The organism is Curtobacterium sp. NPDC089689 (assembly GCF_044749145.1).
GTDB lineage: Bacteria > Actinomycetota > Actinomycetes > Actinomycetales > Microbacteriaceae > Curtobacterium.
Map to the genome: position 1 here is coordinate 539792 of NZ_JBIVHJ010000001.1, position 17869 is coordinate 557660.

The 17869-nt window shown below is 72.4% G+C and carries 22 protein-coding genes; 9 read left to right on the top strand and 13 right to left on the bottom strand.

The window, feature by feature from the left end; all coding sequences use genetic code 11:
* Window positions 1–23: 23 nt before the first annotated feature.
* Complete coding sequence (locus ACIPYW_RS02550) at window positions 24–311, top strand: GNAT family N-acetyltransferase (RefSeq protein ID WP_290132756.1); 288 nt, start codon at window positions 24–26, stop codon at window positions 309–311.
* 41 nt (window positions 312–352) lie between these two features.
* On the opposite strand, the gene ACIPYW_RS02555 is transcribed toward ACIPYW_RS02550, so the two are convergent.
* Window positions 353–682 (bottom strand): hypothetical protein, encoded by a 330-nt coding sequence (locus tag ACIPYW_RS02555; protein WP_400410475.1) that lies wholly within the window; start codon window positions 680–682, stop codon window positions 353–355.
* A gap of 185 nt (window positions 683–867) precedes the next feature.
* Here ACIPYW_RS02555 and ACIPYW_RS02560 point away from each other — a divergent pair, with 185 nt between their 5' ends.
* On the top strand, window positions 868–1644 hold the full coding sequence (locus ACIPYW_RS02560) for a hypothetical protein (protein ID WP_400410476.1): 777 nt from the start codon (window positions 868–870) through the stop codon (window positions 1642–1644).
* Here ACIPYW_RS02560 and ACIPYW_RS02565 read toward each other — a convergent pair.
* Window positions 1641–2279 carry a GNAT family N-acetyltransferase gene (locus ACIPYW_RS02565; protein ID WP_400410478.1) on the bottom strand — a complete coding sequence of 213 codons (639 nt, stop codon included), beginning with the start codon at window positions 2277–2279 and terminating at the stop codon, window positions 1641–1643. The genes ACIPYW_RS02560 and ACIPYW_RS02565 overlap by 4 nt on opposite strands.
* Before the next feature lie 80 nt (window positions 2280–2359).
* Here ACIPYW_RS02565 and ACIPYW_RS02570 point away from each other — a divergent pair, with 80 nt between their 5' ends.
* Window positions 2360–2980, top strand: a complete 621-nt coding sequence (locus tag ACIPYW_RS02570; RefSeq protein WP_400410480.1) for a TetR/AcrR family transcriptional regulator — start codon at window positions 2360–2362, stop codon at window positions 2978–2980.
* Between the two features lie 111 nt (window positions 2981–3091).
* Here the strand turns inward: ACIPYW_RS02570 and ACIPYW_RS02575 are convergent, their stop codons facing one another.
* The 3 genes from ACIPYW_RS02575 to ACIPYW_RS02585 form a co-directional block, all read right to left on the bottom strand.
* Window positions 3092–4141 carry a biotin/lipoate A/B protein ligase family protein gene (locus ACIPYW_RS02575; protein WP_400410481.1) on the bottom strand — a complete coding sequence of 350 codons (1050 nt, stop codon included), beginning with the start codon at window positions 4139–4141 and terminating at the stop codon, window positions 3092–3094.
* 39 nt (window positions 4142–4180) lie between these two features.
* Window positions 4181–4534: a hypothetical protein gene (locus tag ACIPYW_RS02580; protein ID WP_400410483.1), complete on the bottom strand. Its 354-nt coding sequence runs from the start codon at window positions 4532–4534 to the stop codon at window positions 4181–4183.
* Window positions 4535–4627: 93 nt separating this feature from the next.
* A complete protein-coding gene (locus ACIPYW_RS02585) occupies window positions 4628–5497 on the bottom strand; it encodes an alpha/beta hydrolase (protein WP_400410485.1) in 870 nt (289 codons plus the stop codon).
* Window positions 5498–5595: 98 nt separating this feature from the next.
* Between ACIPYW_RS02585 and ACIPYW_RS02590 the strand changes: the two genes are divergently transcribed.
* Window positions 5596–6732, top strand: coding sequence for an anion permease (locus ACIPYW_RS02590; protein WP_400410487.1), 1137 nt, complete (start codon window positions 5596–5598; stop codon window positions 6730–6732).
* Between the two features lie 12 nt (window positions 6733–6744).
* Entirely contained in the window at window positions 6745–7014 is a 270-nt protein-coding gene (locus tag ACIPYW_RS02595) for a hypothetical protein (protein ID WP_400410489.1), read from the top strand.
* A gap of 72 nt (window positions 7015–7086) precedes the next feature.
* On the opposite strand, the gene ACIPYW_RS02600 is transcribed toward ACIPYW_RS02595, so the two are convergent.
* Complete coding sequence (locus tag ACIPYW_RS02600) at window positions 7087–7839, bottom strand: SDR family NAD(P)-dependent oxidoreductase (protein ID WP_400410491.1); 753 nt, start codon at window positions 7837–7839, stop codon at window positions 7087–7089.
* A 132-nt stretch (window positions 7840–7971) separates the two neighbouring features.
* Between ACIPYW_RS02600 and ACIPYW_RS02605 the strand changes: the two genes are divergently transcribed.
* Complete coding sequence (locus ACIPYW_RS02605; RefSeq protein WP_290132768.1) at window positions 7972–8403, top strand: MarR family winged helix-turn-helix transcriptional regulator; 432 nt, start codon at window positions 7972–7974, stop codon at window positions 8401–8403.
* 5 nt (window positions 8404–8408) lie between these two features.
* The gene (locus tag ACIPYW_RS02610; protein ID WP_400410493.1) at window positions 8409–9746 is read left to right on the top strand and encodes an MFS transporter; all 1338 of its coding nucleotides are present in this window, start codon (window positions 8409–8411) and stop codon (window positions 9744–9746) included.
* 101 nt (window positions 9747–9847) lie between these two features.
* Here the strand turns inward: ACIPYW_RS02610 and ACIPYW_RS02615 are convergent, their stop codons facing one another.
* Window positions 9848–10738, bottom strand: a complete 891-nt coding sequence (locus tag ACIPYW_RS02615; RefSeq protein WP_400410495.1) for an alpha-E domain-containing protein — start codon at window positions 10736–10738, stop codon at window positions 9848–9850.
* Window positions 10739–10869: 131 nt separating this feature from the next.
* Here ACIPYW_RS02615 and ACIPYW_RS02620 point away from each other — a divergent pair, with 131 nt between their 5' ends.
* Both ACIPYW_RS02620 and ACIPYW_RS02625 read left to right on the top strand, forming a co-directional pair.
* Window positions 10870–11400, top strand: coding sequence for a MarR family winged helix-turn-helix transcriptional regulator (locus ACIPYW_RS02620; RefSeq protein WP_058725235.1), 531 nt, complete (start codon window positions 10870–10872; stop codon window positions 11398–11400).
* Window positions 11401–11409: 9 nt separating this feature from the next.
* The gene (locus tag ACIPYW_RS02625) at window positions 11410–11625 is read left to right on the top strand and encodes a hypothetical protein (protein ID WP_400410498.1); all 216 of its coding nucleotides are present in this window, start codon (window positions 11410–11412) and stop codon (window positions 11623–11625) included.
* A gap of 69 nt (window positions 11626–11694) precedes the next feature.
* Here the strand turns inward: ACIPYW_RS02625 and ACIPYW_RS02630 are convergent, their stop codons facing one another.
* The 6 genes from ACIPYW_RS02630 to ACIPYW_RS02655 form a co-directional block, all read right to left on the bottom strand.
* The gene (locus ACIPYW_RS02630; RefSeq protein WP_400410500.1) at window positions 11695–12537 is read right to left on the bottom strand and encodes an NAD(P)-dependent oxidoreductase; all 843 of its coding nucleotides are present in this window, start codon (window positions 12535–12537) and stop codon (window positions 11695–11697) included.
* A gap of 65 nt (window positions 12538–12602) precedes the next feature.
* The gene (locus tag ACIPYW_RS02635; protein ID WP_400410502.1) at window positions 12603–13535 is read right to left on the bottom strand and encodes a peptidoglycan DD-metalloendopeptidase family protein; all 933 of its coding nucleotides are present in this window, start codon (window positions 13533–13535) and stop codon (window positions 12603–12605) included.
* 8 nt (window positions 13536–13543) lie between these two features.
* Window positions 13544–13873, bottom strand: a complete 330-nt coding sequence (locus ACIPYW_RS02640; protein WP_400410504.1) for a hypothetical protein — start codon at window positions 13871–13873, stop codon at window positions 13544–13546.
* 100 nt (window positions 13874–13973) lie between these two features.
* The gene (locus tag ACIPYW_RS02645) at window positions 13974–14717 is read right to left on the bottom strand and encodes a lysophospholipid acyltransferase family protein (protein WP_400410506.1); all 744 of its coding nucleotides are present in this window, start codon (window positions 14715–14717) and stop codon (window positions 13974–13976) included.
* A 95-nt stretch (window positions 14718–14812) separates the two neighbouring features.
* Window positions 14813–16654: a DNA helicase RecQ gene (gene recQ, locus ACIPYW_RS02650; protein ID WP_400410507.1), complete on the bottom strand. Its 1842-nt coding sequence runs from the start codon at window positions 16652–16654 to the stop codon at window positions 14813–14815.
* A gap of 9 nt (window positions 16655–16663) precedes the next feature.
* On the bottom strand, window positions 16664–17845 hold the full coding sequence (locus ACIPYW_RS02655) for a lysostaphin resistance A-like protein (RefSeq protein ID WP_400410509.1): 1182 nt from the start codon (window positions 17843–17845) through the stop codon (window positions 16664–16666).
* Between the last annotated feature and the right edge of the window lie 24 nt (window positions 17846–17869).

Here is a 17869-nt window from a genome sequence, read left to right on the forward strand (position 1 = left end):
CGCCCGGGCGTAGCGTCGCGGACATGGCGACACCCGAGGTCCGGAACGACACCGAGCAGCAGCAGTACTCCCTCGTCGAGGACGGGGAGGTGATCGGACTCGCGGCGTACGAGATCGAGGGCGACGAGATCCGCTTCGTGCACACCGAGGTGGACCCCGAGCACCGCGGCGGCGGCCACGCATCCATGCTCGTGCAGGCGGCGCTCGACGACGTGCGCGCGAACTCGTCCCGCACCGTCGTGCCGCAGTGCAGCTACGTCAAGGCCTGGATCGAGCGGCACCCGGACTACCAGGAGCTCACCGCGCGCTGAGCGGCGTCGGCGCGTCGCGGCGCCGGGGCGGCTCCGACCGGTCAGTAGGTGCGGTCGTGCGTCCCGGCGCGGACCTCGTGCCGGCCGCCCGCTCGGACCCCCGGCACCTTGATGAGCACGTGCCCGCTGAGCAGGTCATGGTCGTCGTCGGCGGGCGTCGGGGCCTCTCGCGGCAGACGCGACTGCCGTTCGTACTCGGCCTGGGCCTCGTGCCGTGTCGGCGCAAAGACCTCGTCCATCATCGACACGACGCCGCCGGAGCCGCCCGAGCGCGTGGCCTTGTTCGACAGGTCGATCCACCCCACGCGATCGGCGACCCACATCGCGACGACCGCTGCGGCCACCGCCCCCAGGAGGATCAACCAGTTCACGTGCACGACGCTACGTGGGGCTCCGGGTGCCGACATCAGCCGCGCGGGGGATTCTCCTGATCCACACACGTCGTTCTTGGGGAGGACACCGAGACTGGTGGGGCGGCGGCCCGGTTCCCCCCTCCCGGGCCGCCGACCACCTTTCCGGCGCTGGGACCGCATCGCCCGTCGTGCAGACTGGAGCGATGCGCCGTCTCCGAGCAACCCTCGTCGTCGTGCTCTGCGCGGCCGTCCTGACCGGCTGCTCGACGGCGGAGGGGATCGCACGCCAGGCGTTCCACGGCAGCGGCAGCGGCAGCGGCGGCTCGGCTCCCTGTCCCGCGGTCGGCGACTCCCCCGAGCGCTCCGGACCGACGGACCCGTCGACGGCGACCCCCACCCCCGAGGCGACGCTCGACCCGACCGTCGCGCGCGAGGTCGCGTCCGCCCTCCGAGCCGTCCGGGCGCTGCCGGGCGTGGACCGCGCAGTCGAGACGACCACGAACGCACCGAGCACCGCTCCCGATCCCTCCTGCCCGACCCGCGAGGTGACGACGAACCACTTCTCGTCGCGCTTCGTGGTCGTCACCGATGTGTCGGCCTCCCCCGCCGAGGTCGGCGCGGTCCCGAGCACGATGGCCGAGGAACTCGCCTGGACCGGCGTCGGCCTCACGCTCACCGTGCCGGCCGGTACCGGGCACATCGCGAGCACCACGCACTACGAGGGCACGTTCGACCAGGTGATCCCCCGCAGCACGTCGACGGCGATCGCGCAGGGGCTCGCCACACTCGCCGCGACCCCGCACGTGGCGGGTCTGGACGCGACGATCCCGTCCACGATGCGGGTCGATTACGGCTCGCTCACCATCGGCGTGGACTCGGTCGACCAGGCGGTGCTCGACGAGGTGCACTCGGTCATCGAGCGGACGGCGTTCGAGGACACCACGTTGCACGGCTCGTACGGCAACGGCGCGAAGCCCTAGGCCGGCCGCGGCCCGACGGTCTGGTCCACCGCGGGCCGCCACATCGACACGGGCGCCGCGGACGTGAACCCGGTGAGCGGCGCGCCGTCGGCGAACCCGTGCCGCCGGTAGAGCCGTCGGTTGTGCGGGGTCGACGACTCCAGGTACGCCCCCTGCCGTCGCCGGTCCACCCGGTCGAGTGCGTGCTCGAGCAGCAGCCCGCCGACACCCTGCCCGCGCACGGCCTCCGACACGCCGATCTCGGCGAGGTACCAGTGCAGCGCGGCCGGGCGGGCACGCTCCATCCGGCGCAGGTGGGCGAGCGCCCGGACTCCGCCCGCGGTCCCGAGCACCCGCACGAGTTCCGGCACCTGCCGCACGAACGCCCGGAGCCCGCCTCGGTGCGGGAGCGGCGCCTGCCAGAACGCCGCGCCCACGACCCGGTCACGCGCGATCGCGACGTCGACGGCGCGGGACCGCTCCGGCACCGCTCGGATCAGGGCGGCGAACAGCCGCCCGAGCACGGCCACGCGGTGCTCGCCGGAACGCGGAGGCCGGATCTCGGCGAGCACCGGGTCCTCGGCGAAGGCCTCGGCCAGGACGGTGGCGGCGGCGTGCAGCTCGTGCTCCGCAGCGGCTCGGACGACGATCTCCATGGGGGCTCCTCCCTGATTCGGCCAAGTGGCCAGATTCATCGTCCAGCACGACCCTGCGCACGCGCCGTACGCTTCCTGTGATGACGGAGGTCGAGGGGACGCGCGGGTACCGCAGTCGTGCCGACCGGCGTGAGGAGCTGCTCGACGCCGCGGCCCTCGTCGTCCGCGACGAGGGGCTCGGCGGACTGACGACCCGTGCCGTGGCTGTCCGCGCCGGGGTCGCCCACGGCGTGGTCCACTACGTCTTCGGCGCCCGGAGGCACCTCGTCGTCGCCCTGCTCGAGCGCCAGGCCCGCGCGTCGCTCCCCCGCGTGCTCGGTGCGGCCGACGCCCACGACGATCTCACGGCAGCACTCGACGCCGCCGTGGCCGCGTGGATCGAGCTGGTCCGCACCGAACCCGAACGCTTCCGCCTGCTCGAGGCCATGAGTGCCGGCGGACCGGGTGCCGCTGGGGACGGTCCGCTGCTCGAGGCGGAGCGCCGACTCTGGCGTGACGCGGTCGACGCAGCGCTGCGGCACTGGACGTCGACGCACGACGTCGTCCTCGCGGTGCCCACGCCGGTCGCGGCCGACGCCGTCATCGCCGTGGTCGACGGCCTGACGCGGTCGTCCGCGAGCGACCCGGACGGCGCCTCGACGGACCGATCGCGTGCGCTCTTGGTGCGGGGCCTCGCCCACGCGCTCAGCACGGCACCCTGAGCAGCGCTCCGCGGTGACGCCGTGCCGCGGCGACAGCGCTCCGCGGCGGCACCGCGCCGCAGCGCTCCGCGGCGGCACCGCGCCGCAGCGCCCCGCGGCGGCGCCGTCAGCTCACGGGACGCGCTCGAGCCACTCCTTCGTCGCGAACTTCGTGTCGATGAGCTCCTGTGCCCGCTGCCGCTCGGCCTCGGTGACGTGCCCCTCGTGCGCGCCGTAGAGCTTCGTGAACGTGCCGATCAGCCGCTCGATCACCTCCGCACGGGGCAGGCCGGTCTGGGAGCGCAGCGGGTCGACGCGCTTCGCCGCCGAGGTCGTGCCCTTGTCGCTCATCTTCTCGCGGCCGATCCGGAGCACCTCGACCATCTTCTGGCCGTCCATGTCGTAGCTCATCGTGGCGTGGTGGAGCACGGCTCCGGTGCCGAGGCGCTTCTGCGCGGCGCCGCCGATCTTCCCCTTCGCCGAGGTGATGTCGTTGAGCGGCTGGTAGTACGCGTCGATCCCGAGCGACTTCAGCGCCTCGATCACCCACTCGTCGAGGTAGGCGTACGAGTCGGCGAAGGTCATGCCCTGCACGAGGTCCGCCGGCACGTAGAGCGAGTAGGAGATGATCGCGCCCGCCTCCATGAACATCGCGCCGCCACCGGAGATCCGCCGCACGACCTGCACGCCGTACTTCGCGGCCCCCTCGGGGTCGACCTCGTTCTTGAGGGACTGGAACGAGCCGATCACGACCGCGGACTCGTCCCACTCCCAGAGGCGGAGCGTCGGACCACGACGGCCTGCCCCGACCTCCTCGGTGAGCACCTGGTCGAGCGCGAGGTGCTCGTTCGGGGAGATCGGCCCCTCGTGGATGACCTCCCAGTCGTAGTCCTGCCACGAGGACGCCCGCGAGAGCGCCCGGCGGACGGCGACCCCGACCGACTCCGGCGTGAAGCCGAGCAGCTGCGCCCCCTCCGGCAGCGCGCCGCGGACGGCGGCGGCGATCCCGGCGGCGTCCGTCGTCGACGGCAGGCCGTTCACGGCGGCGTCGATCAGCGGCAGCGCGTCGTCCGGTTCGAGGAAGAAGTCACCGGCGAGCCGGAACTCCTGGATCGACCCGTCGACGACCTCGAGGTCGACGACGACGAGCTTCCCGCCTGGGACCTTGTACTCACCGTGCACACGACGACCCTACGCCCGCGGGCCTCGGCCGGGCGGTCGTCAGTCCCCGCGACGGAGGTCCTTGGCGAGGTACACGGAGGCCTCGTGCGCGGTGACCCACCGACCGTCGTCGCCCACGAAGGTGTAGTCGTACTCCTCGACTTCGCCGGTCGCGACGTACCCGGCCCGCTCGTAGAGGCGGCGGGCGTCCGGGTTGTCCTGCGCGACGCCGATGCGGAGCGCGCCGGACGGCTCCGTGCCGACCCAGGCGACGAGGACGGTCAGCTCGCCGCGGGCTTGGGCGTCCGCCGCCCACTGGGCGTAGCGCCGACCGGGCGGCTCCCGCCGCTCGAGCGCCACCGTCGCCGCCTCGTCGAGGCGCGTCACCAGCACCTCGGTGTCGCGTGCGGTCATCGTCGTCCCCGTCTCTCGGCCTGGAGGCCCGTGGCGGGCCCGCCCCGTGCCTCCAGCCCGTCCTGTGGTCGCGCCCGTCACGGACGCCGGCACTCAGCGCGCGACCGCGCGCTCCAGCCACGCGACGAGGTCGCCCACGACCTCGTCGCGGTTGGTCTCGTTGTAGACCTCGTGCCTCGCCCCCTCGTACACGCGAACCTCGACGTCCGACAGCCTCCCGCGCGACCGGTACGCCCGCGCCAGGCGCTCGACGGACCGCGGCCCGCCGAGGGTGTCGTCGGAGCCGACCTGCAGGAGCATCGGGAGGTCGTGCGGGATGCCCCGACGCGGGACCCCGAGCAGCCGGAGGGTGTCCGGGAGGCCGAAGAGCCGGATGACGTCGGCCTCGACCGCGAGTGGATCCAGGCCGATCGCGTCGATCACCGCGCGGTCGCGACTGATCCACTCGTACTTCGTCGGTCCGGCCCCGGCGAACCGGGCGTTGAGGTCCCCGCTGTTCATCCACCCGGGCAGCCGGTACGCGGTCGCGGAGAGCACGACGCCGTCGTAGAGCGCACTCGACGTGTTGACGATCCGCTGCGCCATGAGCGAGCCCCACGAGTGCCCGAGCAGGACGAGCGGGACGCCGGGGGTGTCCTCGCGGGCGAGGGCGCTGAGCTGCTCGACCGCCGCGATCACTGCACGCAAGCCCCCGGGGCCGAGCCGGCCGAGCTTCGCGTGGTCGCCGTCCCACTGCGCGAGCCCGGTGCGGCCGTGCCCGCGGTGGTCGTTGGCGTGCACGGTCCAGCCGGCGCGCACGAGGTCCTGTGCGAGCGGCTCGTAGCGCAGCGAGTGCTCACCGACACCGTGGGCGATCTGCACGATGCCCTTCGGCTTGCCGGCTCGCCAGGTGGAGTAGACGATCTCGACGCCGTGGGCGTCGGTGAACGAGGAGTCCCCTCGTGCTGCGGAGAAGGTCGGCACCTCTGCATCCTCGCAGACGCGCCGGTGCCGCACGGGTTCGGTGGCGTGTTCACCCGGCGTTCACGCAGCAGGCTCCGAGCGGGCCTACCGTTCCGCGCATGGACGTCCTCGTCACCGTCGTGCTGGTGATCGTGGTGGCCCTCGTGTTCGACTTCACGAACGGCTTCCACGACACCGCGAACGCCATGGCCACCTCGGTCGCCACGGGTGCCCTGAAGCCCCGGACCGCCGTGCTCATCTCCGCCGTCCTCAACGTGGTCGGCGCGTTCCTCTCCACCGAGGTCGCCAAGACCGTCTCGCAGGGCATCATCCGCGAGGGCCAGGACGGCATCCACATCTCCCCCGTGATGATCTTCGCGGGACTCGTCGGCGCCGTGCTGTGGAACCTCGCCACGTGGTACTTCGGCCTGCCGTCGTCGTCCACGCACGCACTGTTCGGCGGGCTCATCGGCGCGTCCATCATCGGCGCCGGACTGAACTCGGTCGACTGGGCCACGGTCGTGTCGAAGGTCGTGCTCCCGGCGCTGCTCTCCCCGGTCATCGCGGGTGTGATCGCCCTCGTCGCGACGTACCTCGCCTACTCGTTGACGAAGAACGCCACGACGCACGGCGCCGCGACCGGGTTCCGGCACGGGCAGACGATCTCGGCGTCGCTCGTCTCGCTGGCGCACGGCACGAACGACGCACAGAAGACCATGGGCGTCATCACGCTGACCCTGATCGCCGCGGACTACCAGCCGTCGGGCAGCGGACCGGCGCTCTGGGTGATCCTGGCGTGCGGACTCGCGATCGGCCTCGGCACCTACATGGGCGGGTGGCGGATCATGCGGACGGTCGGCAAGCGCATCTCGGACGTGCAGTCGCCGCAGGGCTTCGCGGCGGAGGCCAGCTCGGCCGCCACGATCCTCGTGTCGTCGCACCTCGGGTTCGCCCTGTCGACCACCCACGTCACGAGCGGCTCCGTGATCGGGTCGGGCCTCGGCAAGAAGCTCGCGGACGTGCACTGGTCCGTCGTCGGGCGGATCGTCGTCGCCTGGGTGATCACGCTGCCGGCGGCCGCGGTCGTCGGTGCCCTCGCGACGGCGGTGGCAGCGACCTCGACGATCGGGCTCGTCCTCGTCGCGGTCCTCGCCCTGGCGGCGGGCCTCGGCTTCTTCTTCCTCGCGCGCCGCAAGCCGGTGACGCAGGACAGCGTCAACGACGAGCAGCCGGCCCGGCAGCCGGTCGCGGCCTGACCGGAGGACCAGATGGACATCGACTTCGGTGCGATCGGGACGGTCGCGTGGGTGGGTTTCGTCGCGGCGGTGGGCGTGGTGCTGCTCTACACGCTGGGCCTGCGGCTGCTCGGGACCGGCCAGCCGGTCAACGCGGGTGGCGAGCGGACGCAGGACGCGCAGGAGACCCCGCGGTCCGGCCACACGCCCCCGCTCGCCCTGGCGGGTGCCGGGCTGTGCTTCGCGGTCTGCATCGCCGCCGTGCTCTTCGGCATCTGGATGACGATCCCGCAGTTCCACTGAGACGGACGGGAGGCCCGGATCACGTGACCGGGGGCGGTCAGGTGATCCGGGCCTCCCGTCCGCGTGCCCACGTCAGTGGGCGCTGTAGCCGCCGTCCACCAGGTGGTAGCTGCCGCTGATGAACGAGGCCTTGTCGCTCAGGAGGAACAGCACGAGCGCGGCGACCTCGGCGTCGGTGCCGAGCCGACCGGCGGCGTGCTCCTGCTCGAGGGCCGAGAGCGCCTCGGCGGAGAGCGACGAGCGCACGAGCGGGGTGTCGATGAAGCCGGGGCCGACCGCGTTCGTGCGGACACCCTTCGCCGTGTACTCGAGCGCGGCGACCTTGGTCAGCCCGACGAGTGCGTGCTTCGAGGCGACGTACGCGGCGTTCTGGGCGATGCCGACCGAGCCGAGCACCGACGACATGTTCACGATCGCGCCACCGCCGGCGGCGAGCATCGCGGGGATCTCGTAGCGGAGCCCGTAGAAGACACCGTCGAGGTCGACCGCACGCACGCGGTCCCACGCGTCGACGTCGTACTCGCCGATGGGCTGCGGGGCGGCCCCGATGCCGGCGTTGTTCACGGCGAGGTGCAGCGCTCCGTACGTGTCGACGGCGAACTGCACCATGCGCTCGTTGTCGGCGGCCAGCGCGGAGTTCGCCTCGAACGCGCTCGCGGTGCCGCCCGCGGCCTCGATCTCCGACACGACCCGCTGTGCGGCGTCGTCCTTGATGTCGGTGACGACGACCTTCGCGCCCGCCGCAGCGAGCTCCTTCGCGATTGCTTCGCCGATGCCGCTGCCGCCACCGGTGACGACGGCGACCTTGCCCTCGAACTCGGACATGTGCTCCTTCTTCCGTTCAGTTGAGCAACACCTGTTGCCCACAGTCCGAACGGTACACCTGCGGCGGCCGTTCCGGGTCCGCTCTGCGCACAACTGGTTCGTTCACTGAACTAATTTGGTAGGCTAACGATAATGTCCCCCACCGCCACCCGTGCGTCGCTCGCGACCGATCTCCGCATCGCGGTGAACCGGCTCTCGCGGACCCTGCGCAACCAGAAGGCCGACCAGACGGTCACGGACGCGCAGTTCTCCGCCCTCGCCCGACTGCACCGCGACGGAGCGATGACCCTCGCCGACCTCAGCCGGCAGGACGGCGTGACCCCGCCGTCGATGACGAAGACCGTCGCGGTCCTGACCGAGCGCGGACTCGTGTCGAAGCGCTTGCACGGCGACGACCGCCGCAAGGTGCTCATCGGCACCACCGACGCCGGCGCGGCCTTCGTCGAGGAGACCCGACGACGCCGCGACGGCTGGCTGAGCCCGCGGCTCACCGCCCTCACGCCGGCCGAGCGCCAGACGCTCGCCGACGCCACCGAGATCATGAGGAGGCTCGCGCAGCAGTGACGGCCATGTTCCGGTCCCTCTCGGGACGCAACTACCGCATCTGGTTCGCCGGTGCCCTGGTGTCCAACGTCGGCACCTGGATGCAACGCACCGCGCAGGACTGGATCGTCCTCACGCAGCTCTCCGACAACGACGCGGTCGCCGTCGGTGTCACGATGGCGCTCCAGTTCGGGCCGCAGCTGCTCCTCCTGCCCGTCACCGGGCTCGTCGCCGACCGCTTCGACCGCCGGAAGATGCTCATGCTCACGCAGGGGCTGATGGGCGCGCTCGGCCTCGGGCTCGGCGTGATGGTGCTCACCCACACCGCGACCCTGCTGTCGCTGTACGGCTTCGCGCTCGCGCTCGGCGTCGTCGCCGCGTTCGACACCCCGATCCGGCAGACCTTCGTCTCCGACGTCGTGCAGGGCGAGCACGTGTCGAACGCCGTGGCGCTCAACTCCGCGTCGTTCAACGCCGCACGACTCATCGGCCCCGCCGTCGCCGGTGTGCTCATCGCGGCGATCGGCTCCGGCTGGGTCTTCGTCATCAACGCGGCGTCGTTCCTGGCCGTGCTCCTCGCGCTGCGGTTCGTCGACCCGGCACAGCTCGCCGACCGCCCGCGGGCCAAGCGCGGCAAGGGCCAGATCGTCGCCGGTTTCCGGTACGTGCGGACACGGCCGGACATCATCGTCGTGCTGTGCATGATCTTCGTCGTGGGGACGTTCGGCGTGAACTTCCCGATCTTCACCTCGACGATGGCCCGCATCGAGTTCCACCGCGGCGCCGGCGAGTTCGGCCTGCTCAACTCGGTCATGGCGATCGGTTCGGTCCTCGGCGCCCTGCTGTCGGCACGACGGGACCGCCCCCGGATGCGCACGCTCGTGATCGCGTCGGCCGGCTTCGGCATCGCCTGCACGGCCGCTGCGTTCGCCCCCACGTACTGGAGCTTCGCGGTCGTCCTCATGTTCGTCGGGCTCGCCTCGCTGACCTTCATGACGACCGCGAACGCCCTCGTGCAGACCACCACGGCACCCGCGATGCGCGGTCGGGTCATGGCGCTCTACATGGCGATCTTCGCGGGCGGCACCCCGATCGGCGCCCCCATCGTCGGCGCGATCGCCGACGCCGCCGGACCGCGGTGGGCCATCGGGGTCGGTGCGGCCTCCGGCTTCGTCGCCCTCGCGATCGCGCTGGTCTGGCTCGTCCGGTTCGAGCGCCTCCGGCTCCGGTACGACGCCGACTCCCGACTGCACCTCGCCGTGACGCACGCGGTGCCGATCGTGAGCCCGCGGGCGGCGCGGGCGGCGCTGCGGCAGGACCTCTCGCGCGACGAGGCGGTCGCGAACCGGTCGAGCGGCGTCTGACACCCGCCACGTCACCGACGCGGCCGCCTGTCGGCCTGGAGGCGCGGTGCGGCGCCGCCACGCGCCTCCCGTCCGTCCCGTGGTGCGCCTGAGGACACGGGTCAGGTGACGGGGGCGACCACCTGGAACACGCGCTCCTCGAGCGCCCTGTCGACCGCCGCAGCGGCGGCCGCGAGGTGCGTCGTCACACCGGGCAGTGCGGTCAGCGCGTCCTCGGTCGCGACCGCGTCGAGAGCCGCGACCGCGCGTCGGAACCCCGCGACCTGCTCGGCCACGCACGCCGGAGCCACGCTCGCGAGCCCCTCGGCCGCTCGGTGGGCGAGGAAGCCGAGCGCACGCGGGCTGTTCGTGTCGAGGAGCAGGAACGCGGCAGCCTCGGCGGGTTCGACGTCGTGGTGGGCTCCGCGGTGGAACGCCTCGCGGGCACCGCAGCCGCGCAGCGCGTCCGACCACGACTCGGCGGATCCGGGGTCGAGCAGTTCGGAACCGAGCAGTGCCGCGGTCGTCCGGCACCGCGTGAGCGACCGACCGAGAGTGAAGAACGCCCACACCTCGTCGCGGCTGGCGTCCCCGTCGACGACCCCGACGGCGAGGGCGCTGCGTTCCTTCGCCCAGGTGAGGAAGTCGTGCGCACGGTCCCCGCCGACCTTGCGCGGCATTCGGGAACGGGTCACGTCCAGGCAGTCCCAGAGTTCGGTGGACACGACCTCGCGAGCCCGGCGCGCGCTGTCCCGGGCGACCGCGATCGCACTCGCGATGGAGGCCGGCTCGTGGCGGTCGAGCGCCAGGGCGTCGAGGGTGACCGCGAGGTCCGCGTCGCGACGGACGACGGCGCCGACGACCGCCCGGAGCGCGGCGGAGGTCGTCTGGACCGGTGGCGCGACCGACGGGTGTCGCCGAGCCACGTAGACGTCCAGGAGCCGGGCCACGGCATCGGTGTGCTCGACGGCGGCGCCGAGGCGGAAGACGCTCCCGGCGAGATGGCTCAGCACGTCCGCACCCGCATGCGGCGAACCTACTGAGCGGTCGTTGCCGGGGTGTTTCGGGCGGGGGTCACCGGTGTTGCGTGGCCGATCGACGCGCGCTTGCTAGACAATCTAACTAGAGCGTCTAGCATTGTGGTATGTCCACCGAGGAAGTCACCAACTCGGCGGGGTACTGGTACGACGATCGCTCGAGGGTCGACGCGGTCGACGTGCTGAACGCCCTCCGCCGCTACCGCACGGCCGAGAACGCCGCACAGCGTCGAGCCCGCGAGGCGCTGGGCGTCGGGGAGAACGCGCTCCTCGCACTCCGGGTGCTGATCGACGCCGAGCAGTCCGGACGGCGCATGAACTCCAAGCAGCTCGCGGAGGAACTCGGCATCACCGCCGCGTCGACCTCCGCTCTCGTCGACCGACTCGTCCGCAGCGGTCACATCGAGCGGCACCCCGACCCGCACGACCGCCGAGGGGTGTTCCTGACCGCGTCCGGTGAATCGATGCGCCAGGCGTTCCGGGTGCTCGACCAGCTGGACGAGAGCGGCGCTGAAGTCGCCTCCTCGCTGAGCGGATCGGAGCTCCGGGTCATCGTGTCCTTCCTCGAGGACATGACCCGGGTCGTCGACCACATCGCTCCGGCGGACGCACAGTCGGACGACGTCGCCGTCGCGTAGCCTCACCGCATGACACGCGCGGACCCCGGCACCGAGGGGCGCCATCCCGAGGACGACATGCCGCTGGCCGAGCTCGACGCCCGGGCTCGTGCGGACGCCGCGCTCCGGCGGATCCGCGCCGGGTCCGATCCTGCGCACGAAGCGTTCGACCTCGCGAACACCATGAACGACGAGGCCGTCGGACGGCTCACGGGCGCGGTGCGGCGGTGGCTCCGCCGGCACTGAGCTGCTGCCGTGCGGCGCGCGTCGGGCCGGACTGCAGGACGCGGGCCGCCTGGAGGCGGTGCACCTCGGTCAGAACGCCGTACCGACCGCCGCGACGTCGTCGCCGCCGTGCCCGGCCGCGCTCGCGTCGGCGTACACCCGGCCCAGGGCGTCGAGGAGCACCGTCGAGACCCCGGCATCGCGCGCCGCCTCGGCGATGAGACCGATGTCCTTCCGCAACCCGTCGAGCGCGAACTGCGCCGGGAACTCGCCCCGGATCATCGTCTCGCCCTTCGTGTGCGCGTACGGCGAGTCGCTGGCGCTCCCGTCGATCGCCTCGAGGAACAGCGCCGGGTCGAGACCGAGGGACCGCGCGATCGCGAGGGACTGCCCGGTCGCCGCGGTGACGGACGCGATCCAGGCGTTCGCCGCGAGCTTGAGCGCTGTGCCCTGACCGACCTGGTCGCCGGCGCGGACGGTCTTCACCGCGATCGCGTCGAACACCGGGGCGAGTCCGTCGAGCACGTCCGAGGGCCCCGCGGCGAGGAGCGTGAGCTTCCCCTGCTCCGCCGGCGCCTTCGTGCCGAGCATCATCGCCTCGACGAGCGTGACACCGTACTTCGCCGCCAGCTGGACGACCGTGTCAGTCCCGGCGGCGCCGATCGTCGAGGCCTGGACCCACACGGCGCCCTCCGGAGCATCCCCCGCGACCTGCTCGAGCACGTCCACCACGGCATCGGTGTCGAAGAGCGTCAGGAGGACGACCTCGGCGTGCTCGACGGCCTCGGCCGGCTCGCTCGCGACCGTCGCACCTTGCGACGCGAGGGGTTCGGCGCGCTCCCGCGTCCGGTTCCAGACCGTGACCTCGTGGCCGGCACGCACGAGGGACCCCGCGACACCGGCACCCATCGCACCCGTTCCCAACACTGACACGCGCACGAGCGACTCCGTCCTGCGCGGCACCCTGCCGCGACCGGCCCGACGCTACGCCTACCGGTTCAGAGCACCCCGCGGGCGGAGAGCCACGGTGCGGGATCGGTCGCGACACCGCCCACGATGACCTCGAAGTGGAGGTGCGCACCGGTCGAGACACCCGTGCTGCCCACCGCGCCGATCGGTCGACCGACACCGACCGTCTGCCCCACGACGACGTCGATCCGGGAGAGGTGACCGTACCGCGTCCGCGTGCCGTCGCCGTGCTGGACGAGGACCTGGTTGCCGTACCCGCCGAAGACACCGGCGGAGACGACCTGCCCCGCCAGGACGGACACGACCGGAGCCCCGTGCGGGGCCGCGAAGTCGAGCCCCTGGTGGTTCGTCGAGCAAGCTCCGCAGCCGGCGACCTGCCGACCCCCGAAGCCACCGGCGGGCGGGATCGTCCCCGCAACCGGTCGGACGACGTCGGGACCGGACGCGTGAGCAGGCGACCGGTCGGAACGGCCGGCGGGAGCCCGTCGTGCACCGACGTCGAAGGCGTCCCGCTCGACCGCCGCCGCGACGGCTCCGGGCGCGACGTACTGCTGCCCGGGGGCGCCGACGGACGCGGTGGTGACCTGCGGTGTCGACGCCACGGCGGCCTGCGGCGTGGCGACGGACACGACCAGACAGGCTGCGACCGCGGTCGCGGTGACGGGAATCGCCCGGGTGGCCGACACGGCGTCGCCGATCGCGCGGAACGGGAGGGCGACCGCGCCGGTGACGGCCTCGGTGAGGCTGCGGGCGGGGCCGGGCCCTCGGGAGGCCTGCTCCGCGGCACGGAGACTGCGGCGGCTCGGGAGGTCGGGTGTCGGCACCGGGGCGGCAGGAGGGGACACCGCCGCCCCGGTGGTCTGGGAGTCCCGCTCGCGTTCGGCCGCGCGGAGCTGACGCCGAGTGGGGAGCGGGGGCTGACGCCGAGTGGGGAGCGGGGGCTGCTCGGTCGTGGTGGTCACGACCGGCCTCAGGCGCAGACGACGCCGTCGCGGGCGATGCGGTCGACCTCGGCCACGACGGCGTCGACGACCGCGCGGGTGATCGCGTCGGCGACGGCCTCGACGAGCACGAGCTGCTCGGGCGTCACACGGTGCTCGTCCCGGATGCTCGCCGCCACGCGCTCCGGGATGTCGTCGATCGCAGCGACGAGTGCCGAGGGGACTGCGGACGAGGAGCCGGCACCGAGCGGCGCGGACATCGGCGAGGTCGGGACGGGGGTCGCGGCGATCTCGGGCACGGGCACAGCGGCCTGCTCACGTGAGCGGGCGACGGAGTCGAAGAGGGGCGTGGAGGACATGCTGCCTGCCTTCCGGTCGGTGTGCGACGAGCGGTTCGGTCCGCTCGCTGTGCCGACGGCACGCCTCCATTGAAGCATCAGTATTTCAGATGCGCAATACTCACTCGGGTTCGACGGCTGCGGTCGGGTCGTCGCGTCGGAGTGCCTGCTTGACCCGTTCGACGATGGTGGCGGGCGGGTTGTTGTACGCGTTCGCCGGCTGCTGCCCGCTGAGCTCCTGGATCGCGGCCATCACCGCGTCCGTCGCGTGGCGCCGGGCACGTCCGGACGACGCCTCACCGAAGGACGACAGGTCGAGGGGTTTCCCGAACTCGATCGTCACCTTCGCGAGCCTGGGGATCCTCGACCCCACCGGCTGGACGTTCTCGGTGCCGGTCAGTGCCACCGGGACCACTGGCGCACCGCTCGTCAGGGCCAGCCAGGCGACACCCGTCCGACCCTTGTACAGGCGGCCGTCGAGCGAGCGCGTGCCCTCGGGGTAGATCGCGAAGGCCTCCCCCGCCTCGAGACGCTCCAGACCGAGGTCGAGGGCGTGCTGCGCCGCCGACCCGGCCCCGCGCTCGACGCCGATCGCACCGATGCCACCGAAGAACGCCCGCGAGAGCGCGCCCTTCACGCCGGACCCGGTGAAGTACTCCTGCTTCGCGAGGAACGACACCTTCCGCGGCGCCATGAGCGTGATCGCCGGGGAGTCGATGAAGGACCGGTGGTTGCTCGCCAGGATCACGGCGCCGTGCCGGGGCACGTTGCGCCGTCCGACGATCCGCGGACGCCACAGCAGCCGGGCGAGCGGCGTGACCACCGCACGGCTGAGAGCGGTGGCGAACTTCGTCGAACCGGACACCCGGGCCTCCTCGTGACGGGAGGTTCCGAGTGTAGTGAGCGCGTTCGGGGACACATGCCCGACACGGCATGCGGCCCGCCGAGTGCGGAGATCGGTCAGTCGACCGCGGTGGCGACGACGTCGAGCACGGCCCGGCCGTACCGCTCGAGCTTCGCCGATCCGACCCCCGAGATCTCACCGAGCGCGTCGACGTCGGCGGGTTTCACTGCGGCTATCCCGCGGAGCGTCGCGTCGTTGAACACCACGTAGGCCGGGACGCCCTGCTCCCGCGCCTGCTCGGCTCGCCAGGCGCGCAGGGACTCGAACAGCCCGAGGGCCTCCTGCGGCATGTCGGTCACGACGGTGCGCCGCGACCGGCTCGCCCGCGGTGCCTTCACCGGATCGCGGCGCATGCGGACGACGACCCGTCCGGCGAGGACGTCCGCGCTCGTGGGACTCAGCACGATCGTGCCGTAGCCGTCACCGGAGACGGCCATGAACCCCTGTGCGAGCAGCTGCCGGGCGACGGCGCGCCACTCCCCCTCGGAGAGGTCGTTGCCGATGCCGAACGTCGCGAGGGAGTCGTGCCGGAGCTCCTGCACGCGCGGCGTCTGCTTGCCGACGAGGATGTCCACGAGGTGTGCGACGCCGTACCGCTGGCCGCGCTCGCGCTCCAGTCGGACCACGGTCGACAGGAGCTTCTGCGCCGGGACCGTGCCGTCCCACGACTCCGGGGGCGCGATACACGTGTCGCAGTTGCCGCACGCCGTGCTCTCCTGGCCGAAGTAGGCGAGCAGCCGGACCCGTCGACACTCGATCGTCTCGCACAGGGCGAGCATGGCGTCGAGGTGCGCGCTCAGCTGGCGGCGGTGCGCGGCATCGCCCTCTGACTGGTCGATCATCCGACGCTGCTGCACGACGTCGTTGAGGCCGTACGCGAGCCACGCGGTGGACGGCAGTCCGTCACGGCCGGCACGCCCGGTCTCCTGGTAGTAGCCCTCGACCGACTTCGGGAGGTCGAGGTGGGCGACGAACCGGACGTCGGGCTTGTCGATGCCCATGCCGAAGGCGATCGTCGCCACCATGACGACGCCGTCCTCGCGCAGGAACGTCGACTGGTTGCGTTCCCGCACCCGGGCATCGAGCCCCGCGTGGTACGGCAGCGCCGGGATGCCCTGTTCGGCGAGGGCGGCCGCGGTGCGTTCGACGGAGTTGCGGGACAGGCAGTAGACGATGCCGGCGTCGCCGCTGTGCTCGGTCCGGATGAAGGTCAGGAGCTGCTGCAGCGCGCCGGTCTTCGGCTCGATGCGGTACTGGATGTTCGGCCGGTCGAAGTCGGCGACGAAGTGCGCGGCGTCGTCGAGGCCGAGCCGTGCCGAGATCTCGCGGTGGGTCTGCGGCGTCGCCGTGGCGGTCAGCGCGATCCGGGGCACAGCGGGCCACCGCTCGTGCAGCACGCTCAGCTCGAGGTAGTCCGGCCGGAAGTCGTGGCCCCACTGGGCGACGCAGTGTGCCTCGTCGATGGCGAAGAGCGCGATGCGGGCGCGGTCGAGCAGGGCCCGCGTGCTCTCGAGCCGGAGCCGCTCGGGCGCGAGGTAGAGCATGTCCACCTCGCCCGACACGACCGCCCGCTCGACCCGGGCGCGCTCGTCCGGGCCCTGCGTCGAGTTGAGGAACGCCGCGCGCACGCCGTTCGCGGCGAGGGCGTCGACCTGGTCCTGCATGAGGGCGATGAGCGGCGACACGACGACCCCGACGCCGTCGCGCACGAGGGCCGGCACCTGGTAGCAGAGCGACTTGCCGCCTCCGGTCGGCATGAGCACGAGGGCGTCACCGCCGGAGACGACCTGGTCGATGATCGCGGCCTGCTGCCCGCGGAAGTCGTCGTAGCCCCACACCCGGTGCAGGACGTCGAGCGCCGCGGACCGCGACGGGGAGGTCGTGGCCGTCGTGCTCATGCCCCCAGCCTACGAGCGGCCGGCGACACCCGCGGTCGTGTCCACAGCACCGACGCCGTCCACAGGACCTGCGCCGCCCGCGCGACCGGCGTCGTCCGCGCGACCGGCGTCGTCCGCCGGACCCGAACCGGCCGTCCCCGCCGCGTGGGCAGGCGTGCCGTCCCAACCTGTGCCTCCCGGCTGGGTCCACCGTGGGTCGCCCGCCCAGGCGGGGACCGGACCGCGGAAGCGGGGCGCCTGGTGACCTGCGAAGCGTCGGTCGAGGCCACGCCACTTCGCGAGCAGCTCGACCATGCCCCAGTACGCCAAGGACGTGCCGAGGCTGACCAGCCAGCCGCCCGGAGTCCCGTTCGCGTCCTGCGACTGCAGGTCGATCCGCGACCACCCCGGCGCCTGCAGCACGAAGATCATGATGTTGTTGAACGCGTGCTGGAGGACCGTGGCCTCGAGACCTCCGGTGCGGAGCACGATGATCGCCGCGATGAGACCGAACGAGCCGACGTCGAGGATGCCCCAGACGTTGTAGCCGTTCGGGATGTGCAGCAGGGCGAAGACCACGGTGGAGACGGCGACCGCGGTGATCGTCCCGGCGCGACGCGGGATCCACGAGGCGACGGTCTGCATGAGGAATCCGCGGAAGACGAACTCCTCCGCCGCGCCCTGGAACGGGACGAGCACGATCACGAGGGCGATCGTGAGCACGAGCGTCGACAGCGTGACGGTGGACTGGCCGATCGCGGCGTGGTTCCAGCCGTCGCCGGTGATCATCCCGTCGCCGAGCGGGAAGAGCGCCTGCATGAAGAACATGACCGCGGCGATCACGAGCGTCGGGAGCAGGCACCAGGCCGTCCAGCCCCAGCGCACCCGGAAGCGGACCGACGACAGCACGCCCCGGCCGAGCCGCGCGATCCGGACCGCGAGGACGATCCCGGGCAGGAGCACCACGAGGGACACGAGCGACACCGAGAGCGTCAGCGGATCGGTCGGGTCGAGTGCGCCGCTGGACAGCTTCTGCTCGAAGTCGATCAGCCCCTCGGCGCCGCTCGTCGCACCCACCGGGATCGTGTACGCGATGACGATGAGCACCTGCGACACGAGGTACCACCCCGCGAGGAACGCGAGCGCCACGAGCGGACGCCACCACCGCCACCGGGCATCGATGCGGGTCAGGCGCTGGTAGGGAACACTCACGCGGTGCAGGCTACAAGGGCGGGC

Coding starts and splice junctions, on each gene's coding strand:
- ACIPYW_RS02570 (WP_400410480.1), top strand. CDS start 2,360: ATGACGGAGGTCGAGGGGACGCGCGGGTACCGCAGTCGTGCCGACCGG.
- ACIPYW_RS02605 (WP_290132768.1), top strand. CDS start 7,972: ATGTCCCCCACCGCCACCCGTGCGTCGCTCGCGACCGATCTCCGCATC.
- ACIPYW_RS02625 (WP_400410498.1), top strand. CDS start 11,410: ATGACACGCGCGGACCCCGGCACCGAGGGGCGCCATCCCGAGGACGAC.
- ACIPYW_RS02590 (WP_400410487.1), top strand. CDS start 5,596: ATGGACGTCCTCGTCACCGTCGTGCTGGTGATCGTGGTGGCCCTCGTG.
- ACIPYW_RS02560 (WP_400410476.1), top strand. CDS start 868: ATGCGCCGTCTCCGAGCAACCCTCGTCGTCGTGCTCTGCGCGGCCGTC.
- ACIPYW_RS02610 (WP_400410493.1), top strand. CDS start 8,409: ATGTTCCGGTCCCTCTCGGGACGCAACTACCGCATCTGGTTCGCCGGT.
- ACIPYW_RS02580 (WP_400410483.1), bottom strand. CDS start 4,534: ATGACCGCACGCGACACCGAGGTGCTGGTGACGCGCCTCGACGAGGCG.
- ACIPYW_RS02600 (WP_400410491.1), bottom strand. CDS start 7,839: ATGTCCGAGTTCGAGGGCAAGGTCGCCGTCGTCACCGGTGGCGGCAGC.
- recQ (WP_400410507.1), bottom strand. CDS start 16,654: ATGAGCACGACGGCCACGACCTCCCCGTCGCGGTCCGCGGCGCTCGAC.
- ACIPYW_RS02620 (WP_058725235.1), top strand. CDS start 10,870: ATGTCCACCGAGGAAGTCACCAACTCGGCGGGGTACTGGTACGACGAT.
- ACIPYW_RS02595 (WP_400410489.1), top strand. CDS start 6,745: ATGGACATCGACTTCGGTGCGATCGGGACGGTCGCGTGGGTGGGTTTC.
- ACIPYW_RS02550 (WP_290132756.1), top strand. CDS start 24: ATGGCGACACCCGAGGTCCGGAACGACACCGAGCAGCAGCAGTACTCC.
- ACIPYW_RS02640 (WP_400410504.1), bottom strand. CDS start 13,873: ATGTCCTCCACGCCCCTCTTCGACTCCGTCGCCCGCTCACGTGAGCAG.
- ACIPYW_RS02565 (WP_400410478.1), bottom strand. CDS start 2,279: ATGGAGATCGTCGTCCGAGCCGCTGCGGAGCACGAGCTGCACGCCGCC.